This window comes from Streptomyces bluensis, from assembly GCF_014650715.1.
GTDB classification, from domain to species: domain Bacteria; phylum Actinomycetota; class Actinomycetes; order Streptomycetales; family Streptomycetaceae; genus Streptomyces; species Streptomyces bluensis.
Window position 1 is genome coordinate 185,176 of the sequence record NZ_BMVM01000004.1, and the last position, 13,983, is coordinate 199,158.

The following is a 13,983-nucleotide window of genomic DNA, read 5'->3' on the forward strand; positions in this document are numbered from 1 at the left end:
GGCCGCCGGGACCCGGGGACGGAGCGGTGGACGCCGACCGACGATGGCCGGCCGACAGTGACGCACGACCGAAGACCTCGCCGGTCACACCAGCCCCACAAGACGACTGCCCCAGGCAGTGAACCCCGGGCGGTGCACTCTCCGTAACGCAACGACCCGGCCCACGGAAACCGTGGACCGGGTCGTTTACCGATCATGTGGGCGATACTGGGTTCGAACCAGTGACCTCTTCGGTGTGAACGAAGCGCTCTCCCGCTGAGCTAATCGCCCGGGCGCAGGAAGAACATTACCCCATGTCAGGGATGCCTCCGACCACCACCGGAGTAGCGCCGGATCACCGCTCGGTCACTGGTCCTCGATGTTCCAGGGCATCTCGAAGCCGAACTTCCAGAGGTAGATGCCGACCAGCACAGCCATGATCACGAGGCCGATCGTCGTCAGGATGATGTTGCGACGCCGCACTTCGGGGTCGAGGGCCCGCTGCGCCGCCTCGGTCACCTTGCGCTTCGTCCAGCGGAGCACCAACTGCGCCCAGACGAACTCGGTCGCCCAGATCGCCATGCCGCAGAAGATCACCACCCAGCCGGGACCGGGCAACGGCAGCATGATCACGCCCGCCACCACGACAGCGAGCCCGAGGATGAAGACACCCACCTGCCAGCTCAGGTGCAGCATCCGCCGGGCCTTGATGAATTCCGGGGCACGGGATCCGCGGACCGCCTCCCCGCCCGCCTTCGCGTCGGTCTGACTCCTGGGTACGTCGGCCGTGCCGCTTTTCATTCCGTCGGCCGCCACAGCGACCTCCCCCACCTCGCCACTCCCCGTATCCATACGTCCAAACCCTACCCGAGAGAAACCGGTCACCGGAATGGTCGTATCCGGCAAACACACTCTCGGCCGGATGAGCTACCAAAAGCTATGCAAAACACTCAGAGGGGTTTACAACGGCACCGTAGGTGGCATGTCGATTTCGCCGACGTGCGAATCCCCGAGCGCACACTGAGCGAAAGGCCCTGGCGCTTATGAACACCACGGTCAGCTGCGAGCTGCACCTGCGCCTCGTTGTGTCGAGCGAGTCCTCACTGCCTGTTCCCGCGGGACTGCGGTATGACACGGCCGATCCCTACGCCGTGCACGCCACCTTCCATACCGGAGCCGAGGAGACCGTCGAGTGGGTGTTCGCCCGCGACCTCCTCGCCGAAGGGCTCCACCGACCCACCGGCACCGGAGACGTCCGCGTCTGGCCGTCCCGGAGCCACGGTCAGGGCGTCGTGTGTATCGCCCTGAGCTCGCCGGAGGGCGAGGCACTGCTGGAGGCCCCCGCGCGGGCCCTGGAATCGTTTCTGAAGCGGACAGACGCCGCCGTGCCGCCCGGCACGGAGCACCGGCACTTCGACCTCGATCAGGAGCTCTCGCACATCCTGGCGGAAAGTTAGGGCGAGGCTCCCACAAAGCCGCCCGGCGCCGTCCACTCGGGGAGACGGCTCGGGCCAGGACAACCTCATAGGGCACTCACCGGCACCGTCGCCGCGGAGCTCCGCGCGGGGGCGCCGGTGTCTGTGCGCGCAGCGCCTACCGGTGCTGCGGCGTGTACGGGTGCGGCGCGTACGGCTGCCACCTGTCACCGTACGTACAAATGTCGCACGGAGTGCCGGTCAGTGACGTTCCGCGACGGACTGGAAAGAGGTCCGTGCCGGAGGCCTGGGGCAAACGGGCAATGTTCGGGGTCGGCATGTCCGGGGCCGGGTGTGCGTGCCGCGGCCTGGACAGAGGCGTGCACGGGCACCGGGGGCCCATGTGCACGGGCCGGAACCGATTCGGTTGCGCGTGCGCGCACCGGACCGCTCCGGCCGTCACAGCGCTGTTCCAGGCTCGTCCCGTGCCCCTCGAACAGGCCGTCGAGCCATTACCATCGGCCAGCATCGGCGGGCGCCCCGCCCGACCTCCAGGCCAGGGAGCGAAACGTGCTGATCACCCACGACACCCGGTGCGCCCTCGACACCGTGGTGGATCTGGTGAACACCGTGCCGGACGACGACACCACGACGGACGGGCTCGTGGACGTACCGGCGCTCGGCGATTTCGTACGAAGGCACGAGATCAGCGATGTAGGGGTGCTGTCGGATCTCGACCTCGCGGCGGTACGCAAGGTCCGCGGCCGGTTCGCCGAGGTCTTCGCGGCCCCGGACGCGCGCGCGGCCGCCGGAGTCATCAACGACCTGGTCGCCGCGGCGGGCACCACCCCACGGCTCACCGACCACGACGGCTACGACTGGCATGTTCACTACTTCGCGCCCGGCGCGTCCGTGGCCGACCACCTCGCGGCCGACTGCGGGATGGCGCTCGCCTTCTTCGTGGTCGCCGGGGAACAGGAACGGCTGCGCCGCTGTGAGGCCCCCGACTGCCGGCGCGCCTTCGTTGATCTCTCCCGCAACCGCTCCCGACGCTACTGCGACAGCCGCACCTGCGGAAACCGTCTCCACGTGGCGGCCTACCGGGCCCGCCGCAAGGAGGCCACGGGCTGAGGGCCCATCCCTGGGACTGCCCGGCGACGGCCGGGACTCGCCGGCGGAAGGGCAGACGGTCGCACGGTCGAAGGGCCAGGGCGGCGGGAGGGGGCCGAGCTGGGTACGCCGGGGCTGACGGAGCCCTCGGCGGGTGGCGCCTGGGCTCCGTTTACGGCTCAAAGCATCAGCAGGTCGTGCAGTGATGCCATGAGCAGCAGACAGCCGATCACCGCAAGGAAGATCATCAGCGGTGGCTGGGAGAGCGCGAAGAGACAACCTCGCCGCTCCTCAGGGGGAGCTGCGTTGTCGCTCTGGGTTGTGTCCAGCATCTCGCGGCGATGATTGCGCAGCTGAGACCCTTACCGCGATCAACACATCCGGAATGACCAGGAGTTCGCCATTCTCCCGTTGTGTGGGAGCGATCGTGATCACTTCCGACCTCTCGCCGGACCCACTGTGTCGTTTCAGTCAGGCTCGTACATCCGCGATCATCCGGACCACGATGCGGTCATATGCCGTGTTTCTTGAGGATGGCCTCGATGTCACTGAAGTCGTCCCCGGAGTCGGTTGAGCCGGCGGCCCGAGGCGCGGACGTGGGGCGGGCGGCGGGGCGGGCGCCCTGCCCCAGGGAGGGAGCCGAGGCCGCGGGGGCTATCGCCTCGCGCTGGGCGGACCGGGCCGCCTTGCGCTCCTTGCGGGTGGTCCCGCCGCTGCGCCGCTCCACGGCACGGGTGGTCGCGAAGAGCGCCCAGGCGGCGCCCAGCACGCCGAAGCCCGCCCAGGCGGCCGGACTGAACGCCGTGTCGGCCGCCCACGCGACGACCCCCGTCATCACCAGGCCGATGGGCACGAGTGCATAGGCGGCGATGCGGGCCGCCCTGCGGAAGCGCTTGCGGTAGGCCGTGATCGCGGCGACGCCCAGGCCGGCCGCCGACACGGCAGCACACACGGTCTCGGCAATCATCCGGTCCTCCAGGCGGTGCTCGGTCGGGCAGGGTCGGTTCGTTCCTTCCATCCTGCACCGCCCCGTCGCCGGCATGCCACGGCCGGACCAGACCTCAGGGAGATCTCCGGGTCGTCTCGGGGTCGGCTCCGCCCGGGTAGCAGACACCTGGAGACGTGGCCCCGGCCCTACGGCCCCCCGGGGTGTACGTCCCGGATTGGGTCGGCGGCGGCCCTGCTGGGAGACTGGGTCCCATGAGCGACTCCTCCCCCGCACGTCCCGCTGCCGTGGTCTTGGACGTATGGTGCGAACTCCAGTGCCCGGACTGCCGCAGCGCCCTCGCTGACCTCGGCGCGCTGCGCGCCCGCTACGGCGACCGGCTCGAAGTGCGGCTGCGTCACTTCCCGCTGGAGAAGCACAAGCACGCCTTCGCCGCCGCCCAGGCCGCCGAGGAGGCCGCGGAGCAGGGCAAGGCGTGGCCGTACGTGGAAGCCGTACTGGGACGGGTCGAGGAACTGGGCCGCGAGGGCGAGCCCCTCCTGATCGATGTGGCCCGCGAACTCGGCCTCGACGCCGGGGAGTTCGACACCGCGCTGATCGACGGCCGGCACATCCTGATCGTCGACGCCGACCAGGCCGAGGGCAAGGCGATCGGCGTGACCGGCACCCCCACGTACGTCATCGGCGGCGAACGTCTCGACGGCGGCAAGAGCCAGGAGGGCCTGCGCGAGCGCATCGAGGAGATCGCCGACCGACTGCTGGCCGAGGGCGCGTCGGGCTCGTAGCGGTCACGGCTCGCGGTACCGCCGAGGCCCGCACACACCCCATCCGCTCAGGCGCGCACGCGCCTCAGAGCAACTCCTTGTACAGATGGCGTGCCGTCGTCCGGTAACCGAGGGACTCGTAGAGCCGCTCGGCCGGGGTGTTGCCCGCGAAGACGTTGAGCTTCATACGGTCCTTCCCGCCCGACACGGCCTGCTGCTCGGCCAGAAGCATCAGGGCACGGCCGTGACCGTGGCCCCGGTGCTCCGCGTCGACCTCGACCTCCAGCACGAACGCCGTCTCGGGCCACAGCCCCAGCCACAGGACACCGACCCGCGCCCCCTCGTGCTCCAGCACGCTGATGAGGGTGTTCTCGGTGGCCAGTCCGTCGGCGAGGTACTTCGCGTGCCCCTCGTCCGTCCTGGCGTAGGCCTCGGCGGCCGGTATGCCCTTCTCCATCAGGCTGCGCGCGAACTCCTCGCGCTCGTGCGCGAGCCAGGGACCGTACTCGGACTCGGTCATGGGACGGGCGGCGCTGCCCGCGGGCAGCTCGGGCCGGGTGCCGTTGAGGGGCTTCGCCATGTGGCGGCTGCCGGGCAGGTAGCCCAGCGCCGTGGCGAGCCGGAGCGCGGCGTCCGCGTCGCCCGGCACGGACACCTCGATGCGCCGGCACCCCCAGCCCCGTACCACTTCCTCGGCGGCGAGCGCGGCCACCGTGCCCCGGCCGCGCCCGCGGTCCGGCTCGTCGATGTGCAGTTCCTCGATGCGGGCCACGTCAGGGCCGTACTCCGGGCGCACGCCGAGGCGTATGCCGCCCACCGGACGGCTGTTCACGCACACCTGGTAGTTCCGCGAACGCGTTCCGTCCGCAGCGTGCTGAAGCGGCTCGGTCGGCCGCAGGGTGGTGGTCATCAGGGCTGTTCTACCCGTATCGCCGCCCGTCTTCATCCGGGTATCGCGCGCCGCCGCGGATCTCCGCCACCACGATCCCCGCCATCACGATCCTCGCCGCTACGGATCGAGGTCGTTCCCGGCCCGCTCCTGGAAGATCCGCATCGCCTTGGCGGTCACCGGGCCCGGGGCGCCCGGGAGTTCGCGTGAGTCGACCCGGTGCACGGCCTGCACATCACGCAGGGTCGATGTCAGGAAGACCTCGTCGGCGCGTTCCAGGACGTCCAGCGGCAAGTCGGTCTCGCGGGCGCCCGTCCATGCGGCGGTGAGCGCACGCGTGATGCCCGCGAGGCAACCGGAGGGGACCGGCGGGGTGTGGATCTCCCCGTCGAGAACCACGAAGACATTCGAGCCCGTACCCTCGCACAGCTGCCCCACCGTGTTGGCGAACAGCGCCTCGGACGCGCCCTGTTCGTGCGCACGGGCGAGGGCGACGACGTTCTCGGCGTACGAGGTGGTCTTGAGACCGGCGAGGGCGCCGCGCTCGTTACGGGTCCAGGGGACCGTGATCACAGCCGTCGAGTCGGGGCGCCGACTCGTCTCACCGAGGGCGACAACGAGGGTGGCGCCCTGGTTGCCGCGATCGGAACCGAGCGGGGAGACGCCTCCGGTGTACGTGATGCGGAGGCGGCCGAGCGGCATCGGGTTGGCGTCGACGACGGCGGCACAGGCGCGGCGCACCTCGTCGAGGTCGGGCTCGGGCAGCCCGAGGCCGCGCGCCGAGCGGGCCAGCCGGTCGAGGTGACGGGTCAGCGCGAACGGCCGCCCGTCGGCCGCCTTCACTGTCTCGAAGACGCCGTCGCCCACAGTCAGTCCATGGTCGAAGACGGAGACACGGGCGGCCTCGATGTCCTGCAGACCACCGTCGAGCCAGATCTTCACGTCACGGTCCTCCCACTCGCCTCGTACTCCCCCGACGCTACCGCGAGCAGTCTCGCCGCCTTCAGCTCGGTCTCCCGCCACTCCCCCTCGGGGTCCGACCCCCAGGTGATGCCCGCGCCGGTGCCGAAGCGCAGCAGGCCTTCCGTGCGGTCGATCCAGAAGGTGCGGATACCGACGGCCAGCTCCCCGGTGCCCCGGTCGGCGTCCACCCAGCCGATGCCGCCGCAGTAGGGCCCGCGCGGTGCTGTCTCCAGGGCGGCGAGGAGCCGCAGAGCGCTGGACTTGGGGGCGCCGGTGACGGAGCCGGGCGGAAAGGCGGCGGGCAGCAGCTCCGGCCAGCCGGCGCCGTCGCGCAGTTCGCCGCGCACGGTGGAGACGAGATGGACCAGGCCCGGGTGCTTCTCGACGACGCACAGGTCGGGGACCGTCACCGAGCCCGCGGTGCAGACACGGCCGATGTCGTTGCGGACCAGATCCACGATCATCACGTTCTCGGCGTAGTCCTTCTCCAGCAGGTCCGCCTCGGTGCGCCCGGTGCCCTTGATCGGGCCGGACTCGACGAGGCGGCCCTCGCGACGCAGGAAGAGCTCGGGGGACGCGGTGGCGATCTCCACGCCGTGACCGGGCAGGCGAATCGTTCCTGCATACGGCGCCGGGTTGCCGCGCGCCAGCAGCGCGGTCAGCGCGTCCACGTCGGCGTCGGGAGCGACGGGCGCGGACAGCACCCGGCACAGATTCGCCTGGTACACCTCCCCGGCCGCGATGCGCTCGCGTATGCGCCGCACACCCTCCGTGTACGCCCCGCGGTCCAGGGACGACGTCCAGTCGCCGACGCCGGGACCGCGCCATGCCCCCGGCACCACGGCGGGAACCGGTTCGCGTCGTACGTCACGGAAGCGCGCACACACCAGACGTCCCTCGTAGTCGGCCGAGACGGCCCAGAATCCGGACGAGTCCAGGGCCGTGGGATCGCTGGTCACGTCCGTGAGGCCGGTCGCGACGAAGCCGCCGAAGCGGGCGAGAGGAGGCAGGTCGGGCACGCGGTCGAGTCTAGGACGGGCGCACCGCGGGCCCCCTGACCAGGTCCTGGACCGGACGCACCGCAGCACGCTGCACAAACGCGTTTTTGTACTGGCCCCGGAATCCGCTAGAGTTCAACTCGTCGCCGCGACGCGCAAGCGGAACGGAACCGACAAGCGGACGTAGCTCAGTTGGTAGAGCGCAACCTTGCCAAGGTTGAGGTCGCGAGTTCGAGCCTCGTCGTCCGCTCGAAGGAAACCAGGGGATCATCCCGAGACCCTGCACTCCTGGTGGAGTGGCCGAGAGGCGAGGCAACGGCCTGCAAAGCCGTCTACACGGGTTCAAATCCCGTCTCCACCTCCAAGGACGATTAGCTCAGCGGGAGAGCGCTTCCCTGACACGGAAGAGGTCACTGGTTCAATCCCAGTATCGTCCACTGGATCTTTCAGCACCTACGACAAGATCCCGGCCCGCGCGATTAGCTCAGCGGGAGAGCGCTTCCCTGACACGGAAGAGGTCACTGGTTCAATCCCAGTATCGCGCACGCAGTAACCACAGCCCTCCGGCCGTGGCCCCGAGGACGATTAGCTCAGTGGGAGAGCGCTTCCCTGACACGGAAGAGGTCACTGGTTCAATCCCAGTATCGTCCACACACCGAAGCCCCCGGCCGTCACGTACGGCCGGGGGCTTCCTCGTGTGCGGTTCCGCCGCGGAGCTCAGCGGAACGCGGCGGCACTCAGCTGGAGAACAGCATGTGACCGAAGCCCTTGTGGCGCTTGTGGCCGTAGTGGCCGTGATGACCGCCGTGGCCCGCGTGCGGGGCACCCCAGGCGGGGGCGGGAGCCGCCGGGTACGCCTGGGGTGCGGCCGGGGGCGGGGGTGCGGGCTGGGACCACTGGGACTCCAGGCGGGTCAGGGACTCCAGCTCGCCGTAGTCGAGAAAGATCCCGCGGCAACCGCTGCACTGCTCGATCTGGACGCCGTTGCGGTTGTACGTGTGCATCGGCGCATGACACTTCGGACACTGCATGGTTCGGCTCAACTCCTCGCCGTCGGGTGCTGCTTCGCGTATCACCAGGACAGACACTGCCCGGCTTCGGTCAGTTGCACCCTACGTCGTGGAGCGTGGGGGCAACTCGGGTGGGACGGCGGCCATTCGGTCACAGGCGTCGACCACGGCCTGCTGCACCTCGTCCAGCGGCCGGTCCGCCGCGACCGACTTCGCGACGGCCAGGGCGGCCGTCTGCGCGGTGACGGCGCGGGCGGGGACGTCCAGGGCGGGCCAGGGGTCGCCGCTCGCCGGGACCGCCGGACCGCCCTCCTGCCGGTACGCGGTCAGGAACCGCGTCCACTCGTCGGGCGGGAGCAGGCCGCAGGCGTACCAGGCGGCCGGGCGGGCCAGGTCCCAGGCGGGTACGCCGACGCCGAGGTCGTCCACGTCGATCAGCCGCCAGGGGCCGGTCCGCGCGGGCAGGCGTACGAGTTGGCCGAGGTGGAGATCGCCGTGGCACAGGGTCGTGGTGTCCGGCAGGGGGGCCTCGCCCCTGGCCCAGGGTGGGAGGGTGGTCCACGCCCGCAGGATCGGCCCGGCGGCCGGGTGCGGGCCGGCCGAGTGCAGCCGGGCGATCGCCCGGGCCGCCCTGGCAGGGCCGCGCATGGGCGGCAGGCCGGGCGGCACGGGCGCCTTGTGCAGCCGGGCGAGCAGCACGGCCGCCGCCTCCCAAGGGGCGTCCTCGGGTGCGTCCGGGTCGACAGGAGTGCCGTACGGCCAGAAGGTCACCAGGCGGCCGTCGAGGTCCGCCGGGCTGGGGTGAAGGGGGGCCAGGAGGATGTCGGGGAGTCCGGCGGCGGTGGTGAGGCGGGGGGAGAGCTCCGTGAGGTCCGTGCCCGGAGCGTGCGCCTTGGCCACCGTGTCGCCGTGCCGTACGACGGTGCCGTCGTCGCGCTCGGCGAGCACCGTGTCGGAGTGCCCGCAGGCTCCGCCTTGAGGATGAGCCGTGCTACGTGCCCTGGCGGTCAGGGCGGGTAGTACGTCCACGGTCACGGGGCTCCTCTGAGGGGGGGGGACGGCACTTGCCGTCGAGCGTACGCAGCTGGTGCGGGGTCGGGTGTGCGGTGGGTGCGGGTTGCGCGTGGATGAGGTCGCCCCCGCCGCCCCTACCCGTCCCATCCCCAGGGGCTGCGCCCCTTCGACCCCGGCCCAGGGGGCTCCGCCCCCTGATCCACCCAGGCCTCGGGACTCCGCCCCGGACCCGATTCGGGGGCCAGCCCCCGGACCCCCGCTCCTCAAACGCCGGAGGGGCTGGGATGCGCGTCCGCGAAAGCGGCGGTGGTTTGGCCGTGGAAAGGCGACAGCCCGCGCAGCTCCCCAGCTGCGCGGGCGTCTGTGCCGTCCGCCGCACCCCCGTCCCCACGGGGTTTCATGGGTGGATGTCCCCGCCCGGACCGCTCTTCCGGGCCTGGGGTCGCCGCTCAGCGCCCCAGCATCACGCCCACGGACGACGCTTGTGTGACCACTGCCTCCCAGCCGCCGAAGGCGTACACGAGCAGGGCCGCCAGGGGAAGGACCATCGCGGTCGCCACCAGGGGGTGGCGGCGGCCCGGGCGCCGGGCGCGGAACACGGCGCCGTACGCCCTGCGTCCCTGCGTGCGGACCATCGTCCGCGGTGCCGTGTGGGCCATGGTCCCTCTCCTGACCTGTCGGTGGTCTGTCGGTGCTTGTCGTGGCAGCGGCGGGTGTCTGACCTCGGGGGACGAGTGCTGCACCCGCCGCTTGACTTCAAATCTAGGCGCGCGGCCGGTACGGGTCGTCATGCCCTCGTACCGATTGCCGGGCCTCCCGGAGGATGAGCCATGACCTGCGGTGTACTCCCCTGGGTGGAGACGAGGACCTAGGACTCAGGGTCTTCCCGGAGGGGACGCCCGGCATGCCCCGGCTGTTCCGAGACGTCCTCCCGCGGGACGGGCTGCTCGACGAGCGCCAGCACCCGGTTCGCCATGAAGCGGGCCGTACGCACCACTGATCCATTGCGCGTGACTTCACTCACTTCCACCACGCCCCTGCGCACCGCCGTCTCCACCCGGCGGCCCGCCCTGCTCGCCACCACCTCGTACGTACGCGTCGTGTCCCCGGCGTCCACGACTATCTCCACGCGATCACCCTTCATGGTTGCAATCCCCCTTCCGCAACGCGGCGTTGGGATCTCGGGCCGCCCGACGCAGCCACGAACCCCCTGTTCCTCGACCACGCTTCCAGTTTCCCACCCGGCACTGACAATCGATCGGGCCGAGAGGGCGCGGCCTCTGCGCGGACCCGGGTGTGGAAACGTAAGCTGTGCCACGTCACACGGACCGGGCAGCGGGGATGAACATGGCGATGATGCGCCTGAGGCGCGAGGACCCGCGCGTCGTCGGCTCGTTCAGGCTGCACAGACGGCTCGGCGCGGGCGGGATGGGCGTTGTCTACCTGGGCTCCGACAAGCGGGGACAGCGGGTCGCACTGAAGGTGATCCGGCCGGACCTGGCGGAGGATCAGGAGTTCCGGTCGCGGTTCGCACGCGAGGTGTCGGCGGCACGGCGGATCCGGGGCGGCTGCACCGCCCGGCTCGTCGCCGCGGACCTGGACGCGGACCGCCCGTGGTTCGCCACACAGTACGTACCCGGGCCCTCCCTGCACGACAAGGTCGCAGGCGAGGGGCCGCTGCCGGCCGCCGATGTCGCCGCGGTCGGGTCCGCCCTGTCCGAGGGACTCCTCGCCGTGCACGAGGCGGGTGTCGTCCACCGTGACCTGAAGCCGTCCAACATCCTGCTGTCCCCGAAGGGGCCGCGGATCATCGATTTCGGGATCGCGTGGGCGACCGGGGCCTCGACGCTGACGCACGTCGGTACGGCGGTCGGGTCGCCCGGGTTCCTCGCGCCCGAGCAGGTGCGCGGGGCGGCCGTCACTCCGGCCACCGATGTCTTCTCGCTCGGCGCGACCCTCGCGTATGCGGCGACCTCCGACTCGCCCTTCGGGCACGGCAGTTCCGAGGTCATGCTGTACCGGGTGGTGCACGAGGAGCCGCAGCTGCACGGTGTGCCGGACGCGCTGGCTCCGCTCATCCGCGCCTGCCTCGCGAAGGACCCCGAGGATCGGCCCAGCACCCTTCAACTGTCGCTGCGGCTCAAGGAGATCGCCGCACGCGAGGCACAGGGGCTCGCGGATGTCCGTCCCCCGGCGCCGCGTACCTCTCCCGACCGGACCTCGGGGCGGCTCGGCGAGCAGCACTCCGAGCAGTACGCCGAGCAGCGGACCCAGCGGCGGCCACAGAGCCCACAGGGCACTCCCCTGCCGCGCACGGGGGGCGGGTCCCGGACGGGCGGCTCGTCCCCCCGGACCGGCGGCAGCGCGCGGCCCGGCCCGGGGGCGCGTACGGCGCCGCCGCGCAGCACCACCCGGTCCGGCAAACGGCCCGTGCCCCGCGGTGGCCGTACGGCGCCCCGCACCAACGGGAGCGGACTGCGGCCCGCCAACCCACGGCTGCTGCGGCAGCGGCTCATCGTGTTCGTCGTGGTGACGCTGCTGGTGGCTTTGGGTATCGCGGCGGCGCAGGGCTGCCAGGGGCCGTCGCGCGGGCTGGACGACGATCGGGGTGTACGGAAGGAACAGCCGTACGAAGCCGGCCCCGCCGAAGCCCCGCAGGGCGAGCCGATGAGCGAGCGGAACGAGTCGACGGGGCCGTAGGAGCCGACGTCACAGCCCCGCCGCGCCATCAGGCTCGCGGGCGGCCCGTCGCCACCGCATAGAACGCGACCGCCGCCGCCGCGCCCACGTTGAGGGAGTCGACACCGTGGGCCATGGGGATGCGGACCCACTCGTCGGCCGCCACCAGGGCCTGGGTGGACAGGCCGTCGCCCTCGGCGCCGAGCATGAGGGCCACCCGGTTCATCCGGTGCGGGGCCGTCTCGTCGAGGGTCTTGGCCTTCTCGTCGGGGGTGAGCGCGAGGAGGGTGAAACCGGCCTTACGGACGGTCTCCAGGCCCTTCGGCCAGGTCTCCAGGCGTGCGTACGGCACCGCGAAGACCGCCCCCATGGAGACCTTCACACTGCGGCGGTAGAGCGGGTCCGCGCAGTCGGGCGAGAGCAGCACGGCGTCCATGCCGAGGGCGGCGGCCGAGCGGAAGATCGCACCGATGTTGGTGTGGTCGTTGACCGATTCCATGACGACGACCCGGCGGGCGGTCCGGAGGAGTTCGTCGGCCGTCGGCAGGGGTTTGCGCTGCATGGAGGCGAGGGCACCGCGGTGCACGTGGTAGCCGGTGACCTGTTCGGCGAGCTCCGGGCTGACCGCGTACACCGGGGCCGGGAGCTCGTCGATGACATCACGCATGAGGTCGACCCACTTGGCCGAGAGCAGCATCGACCGCATCTCGTAGCCCGCCTCCTTGGCCCGTCTGATGACCTTCTCGCCCTCGGCGATGAACAGGCCCTCGGCGGGCTCGCGCTTGCGGCGCAGCTCCACGTCGGTCAGGCCGGTGTAGTCGCGCAGGCGCGGGTCGTCGGGGTCCTCAACGGTGATGAGATCGGCCACAGGGTGATACTGCCTTGTCCTGGGTGCGGTGCCAACGGCTGGGAACGGGTTGGGTTACCCGGGGTTACTCGGATCCCGGGTTGCTGGGTTACTGGGGGGTCTTCGGCAGGCCCGACGCGGGTGTCGCCACGCCCACGGTCACGACCTCACCGATGACGATGACCGCAGGGGGCTTCACGTCCTGCGTGCGGACGGTCTCGGCGACCGTGGCGAGGGTCGCGTCGACGCGGCGCTGGGCTGCCGTCGTGCCCTCCTGGACGAGGGCCACGGGGGTGTCGGCCGGCTTGCCGTGGGCGACCAGGGTCTCGGCGATCCGGCCGATCTTGTCGACGCCCATGAGGATCACGAGCGTGCCGGTCAGTCCGGCGAGCGACGCCCAGTCGACCAGGGAACGCTCGTCGTCGGGGGCCACATGGCCGCTGACCACCGTGAACTCGTGCGCCACCCCGCGGTGGGTCACCGGGATACCGGCCGCGCCCGGGACGGAGATCGAACTGGAGATGCCGGGCACGACCGTGCAGGGGATGCCGGCCTCGGCGAGTGCCTGGAGCTCCTCCATGCCACGACCGAAGACGTACGGGTCGCCGCCCTTCAGACGGACCACGGACTTCCCCTGTTTCGCGTGCTCGATGAGCGCGTTGTTGATCGCTTCCTGCGCCATGAAGCGGCCGTACGGGATCTTCGCCGCGTCGATCACCTCGACGTGCGGGGGGAGTTCGGCGAGCAGGTCGCGCGGGCCGAGACGGTCCGCGATGACGACGTCGGCCTCGGCGAGGAGGCGGCGGCCGCGCACGGTGATCAGGTCCGGGTCGCCGGGGCCGCCGCCGACGAGGGCGACACCAGGGGTGCGGGTGCGGTGGTGGGGCGCCACGAGGGTGCCGTCACGGAGGCCCTCGACCACGGCGTCACGGATGGCGGCGGTGTGGCGGGGGTCGCGGCCCTCGGCGCGGCTGGTGAGGACGGCGACCGTGACGCCTTCGCTGTGACCGGTGGCGGGGGTCCATGCCGTGGCGGCGTCGGCGTTGTCGGAGCGTACGCACCAGACGCGGTTCGCCTCCGCCTCGGCCGAGGCCTGTGTGTTCGCCTCCGGGTCGCTGGTGGCGATGAGGGCGTACCAGGCGTCCGCGAGGTCGCCCTCCGCGTAGGGTCGCCTCTCCCAGGTGATCTCGCCCGCGTCCGCCATCGCTTCGACGGAGGGGGTCGCTCGGGGGGAGACGAGGAGGATGTCGGCGCCTGCGGCGATGAGGGCCGGGAGGCGGCGCCCGGCGACCTGGCCACCGCCGAGGACGACCACTCGGCGGCCGGTGAGACGGAGGCCTACGGGGTAGGCGGGGTGTTCGGCCATGGG

16 protein-coding genes and 6 tRNA genes are annotated in these 13,983 nt (G+C 71.4%); 9 read left to right on the plus strand and 13 right to left on the minus strand.

The annotated features are described in order from the left end of the window. Positions 1-198 precede the first annotated feature (198 nt). Positions 199-270 (minus strand) — tRNA-Val (locus IE262_RS13525). Between the two features lie 75 nt (positions 271-345). Next, on the minus strand, positions 346-831 hold the full coding sequence (locus IE262_RS13530) for a TIGR02611 family protein (RefSeq protein ID WP_134039111.1): 486 nt from the start codon (positions 829-831) through the stop codon (positions 346-348). Positions 832-1,022: 191 nt separating this feature from the next. On the opposite strand from IE262_RS13530, the gene IE262_RS13535 reads away from it, so the two are divergent. Together IE262_RS13535 and IE262_RS13540 are read left to right on the plus strand one after the other, a co-directional pair. Then, positions 1,023-1,436: an SsgA family sporulation/cell division regulator gene (locus tag IE262_RS13535; RefSeq protein ID WP_004002642.1), complete on the plus strand. Its 414-nt coding sequence runs from the start codon at positions 1,023-1,025 to the stop codon at positions 1,434-1,436. Between the two features lie 528 nt (positions 1,437-1,964). After that, positions 1,965-2,525 (plus strand): CGNR zinc finger domain-containing protein, encoded by a 561-nt coding sequence (locus tag IE262_RS13540; RefSeq protein ID WP_134039112.1) that lies wholly within the window; start codon positions 1,965-1,967, stop codon positions 2,523-2,525. A 158-nt stretch (positions 2,526-2,683) separates the two neighbouring features. Here the strand turns inward: IE262_RS13540 and IE262_RS13545 are convergent, their stop codons facing one another. Continuing rightward, on the minus strand, positions 2,684-2,836 hold the full coding sequence (locus tag IE262_RS13545; protein WP_166681697.1) for a hypothetical protein: 153 nt from the start codon (positions 2,834-2,836) through the stop codon (positions 2,684-2,686). A gap of 179 nt (positions 2,837-3,015) precedes the next feature. After that, positions 3,016-3,471, minus strand: a complete 456-nt coding sequence (locus tag IE262_RS13550; protein WP_229877247.1) for a hypothetical protein — start codon at positions 3,469-3,471, stop codon at positions 3,016-3,018. 233 nt (positions 3,472-3,704) lie between these two features. Here IE262_RS13550 and IE262_RS13555 point away from each other — a divergent pair, with 233 nt between their 5' ends. Further along, a complete protein-coding gene (locus IE262_RS13555; protein ID WP_189873773.1) occupies positions 3,705-4,235 on the plus strand; it encodes a DsbA family protein in 531 nt (176 codons plus the stop codon). 64 nt (positions 4,236-4,299) lie between these two features. On the opposite strand, the gene IE262_RS13560 is transcribed toward IE262_RS13555, so the two are convergent. The 3 genes from IE262_RS13560 to IE262_RS13570 form a co-directional block, all read right to left on the minus strand. After that, the gene (locus IE262_RS13560; RefSeq protein WP_134039114.1) at positions 4,300-5,124 is read right to left on the minus strand and encodes a GNAT family N-acetyltransferase; all 825 of its coding nucleotides are present in this window, start codon (positions 5,122-5,124) and stop codon (positions 4,300-4,302) included. A 99-nt stretch (positions 5,125-5,223) separates the two neighbouring features. Next, complete coding sequence (locus IE262_RS13565; protein ID WP_134039115.1) at positions 5,224-6,045, minus strand: aminotransferase class IV; 822 nt, start codon at positions 6,043-6,045, stop codon at positions 5,224-5,226. Next, entirely contained in the window at positions 6,042-7,085 is a 1,044-nt protein-coding gene (locus IE262_RS13570) for a chorismate-binding protein (protein ID WP_189873775.1), read from the minus strand. Before IE262_RS13570 ends, IE262_RS13565 begins: the two co-directional genes overlap by 4 nt. Positions 7,086-7,241: 156 nt before the next feature. On the opposite strand from IE262_RS13570, the gene IE262_RS13575 reads away from it, so the two are divergent. From IE262_RS13575 to IE262_RS13595, 5 genes are all read left to right on the plus strand, one after another. Further along, positions 7,242-7,314 (plus strand) — tRNA-Gly (locus IE262_RS13575). A 40-nt stretch (positions 7,315-7,354) separates the two neighbouring features. After that, a tRNA-Cys gene (locus tag IE262_RS13580) sits at positions 7,355-7,428 on the plus strand. A 1-nt stretch (position 7,429) separates the two neighbouring features. After that, positions 7,430-7,501 (plus strand) — tRNA-Val (locus IE262_RS13585). Positions 7,502-7,537: 36 nt separating this feature from the next. After that, positions 7,538-7,609, plus strand: a tRNA-Val gene (locus tag IE262_RS13590). A 34-nt stretch (positions 7,610-7,643) separates the two neighbouring features. Continuing rightward, positions 7,644-7,715 (plus strand) — tRNA-Val (locus IE262_RS13595). An 86-nt stretch (positions 7,716-7,801) separates the two neighbouring features. Here IE262_RS13595 and IE262_RS13600 read toward each other — a convergent pair. The 4 genes from IE262_RS13600 to IE262_RS13615 all read right to left on the minus strand — a co-directional run bounded on the left by IE262_RS13600 (position 7,802) and on the right by IE262_RS13615 (position 10,232). Further along, positions 7,802-8,095: a TFIIB-type zinc ribbon-containing protein gene (locus tag IE262_RS13600; RefSeq protein ID WP_134039117.1), complete on the minus strand. Its 294-nt coding sequence runs from the start codon at positions 8,093-8,095 to the stop codon at positions 7,802-7,804. 81 nt (positions 8,096-8,176) lie between these two features. Continuing rightward, the gene (locus tag IE262_RS13605) at positions 8,177-9,109 is read right to left on the minus strand and encodes an aminoglycoside phosphotransferase family protein (protein ID WP_134039118.1); all 933 of its coding nucleotides are present in this window, start codon (positions 9,107-9,109) and stop codon (positions 8,177-8,179) included. 428 nt (positions 9,110-9,537) lie between these two features. Continuing rightward, entirely contained in the window at positions 9,538-9,747 is a 210-nt protein-coding gene (locus IE262_RS13610) for a hypothetical protein (protein WP_134039119.1), read from the minus strand. A 209-nt stretch (positions 9,748-9,956) separates the two neighbouring features. Continuing rightward, complete coding sequence (locus IE262_RS13615; RefSeq protein ID WP_134039120.1) at positions 9,957-10,232, minus strand: DUF8836 family protein; 276 nt, start codon at positions 10,230-10,232, stop codon at positions 9,957-9,959. Positions 10,233-10,429: 197 nt separating this feature from the next. On the opposite strand from IE262_RS13615, the gene IE262_RS13620 reads away from it, so the two are divergent. Next, the gene (locus IE262_RS13620; protein WP_189874069.1) at positions 10,430-11,788 is read left to right on the plus strand and encodes a serine/threonine-protein kinase; all 1,359 of its coding nucleotides are present in this window, start codon (positions 10,430-10,432) and stop codon (positions 11,786-11,788) included. A 28-nt stretch (positions 11,789-11,816) separates the two neighbouring features. On the opposite strand, the gene IE262_RS13625 is transcribed toward IE262_RS13620, so the two are convergent. Together IE262_RS13625 and cobA are read right to left on the minus strand one after the other, a co-directional pair. After that, positions 11,817-12,635 (minus strand): TrmH family RNA methyltransferase, encoded by an 819-nt coding sequence (locus tag IE262_RS13625; protein WP_134039122.1) that lies wholly within the window; start codon positions 12,633-12,635, stop codon positions 11,817-11,819. 88 nt (positions 12,636-12,723) lie between these two features. Further along, complete coding sequence (cobA, locus tag IE262_RS13630) at positions 12,724-13,980, minus strand: uroporphyrinogen-III C-methyltransferase (RefSeq protein WP_134039123.1); 1,257 nt, start codon at positions 13,978-13,980, stop codon at positions 12,724-12,726. Positions 13,981-13,983: the final 3 nt, after the last annotated feature.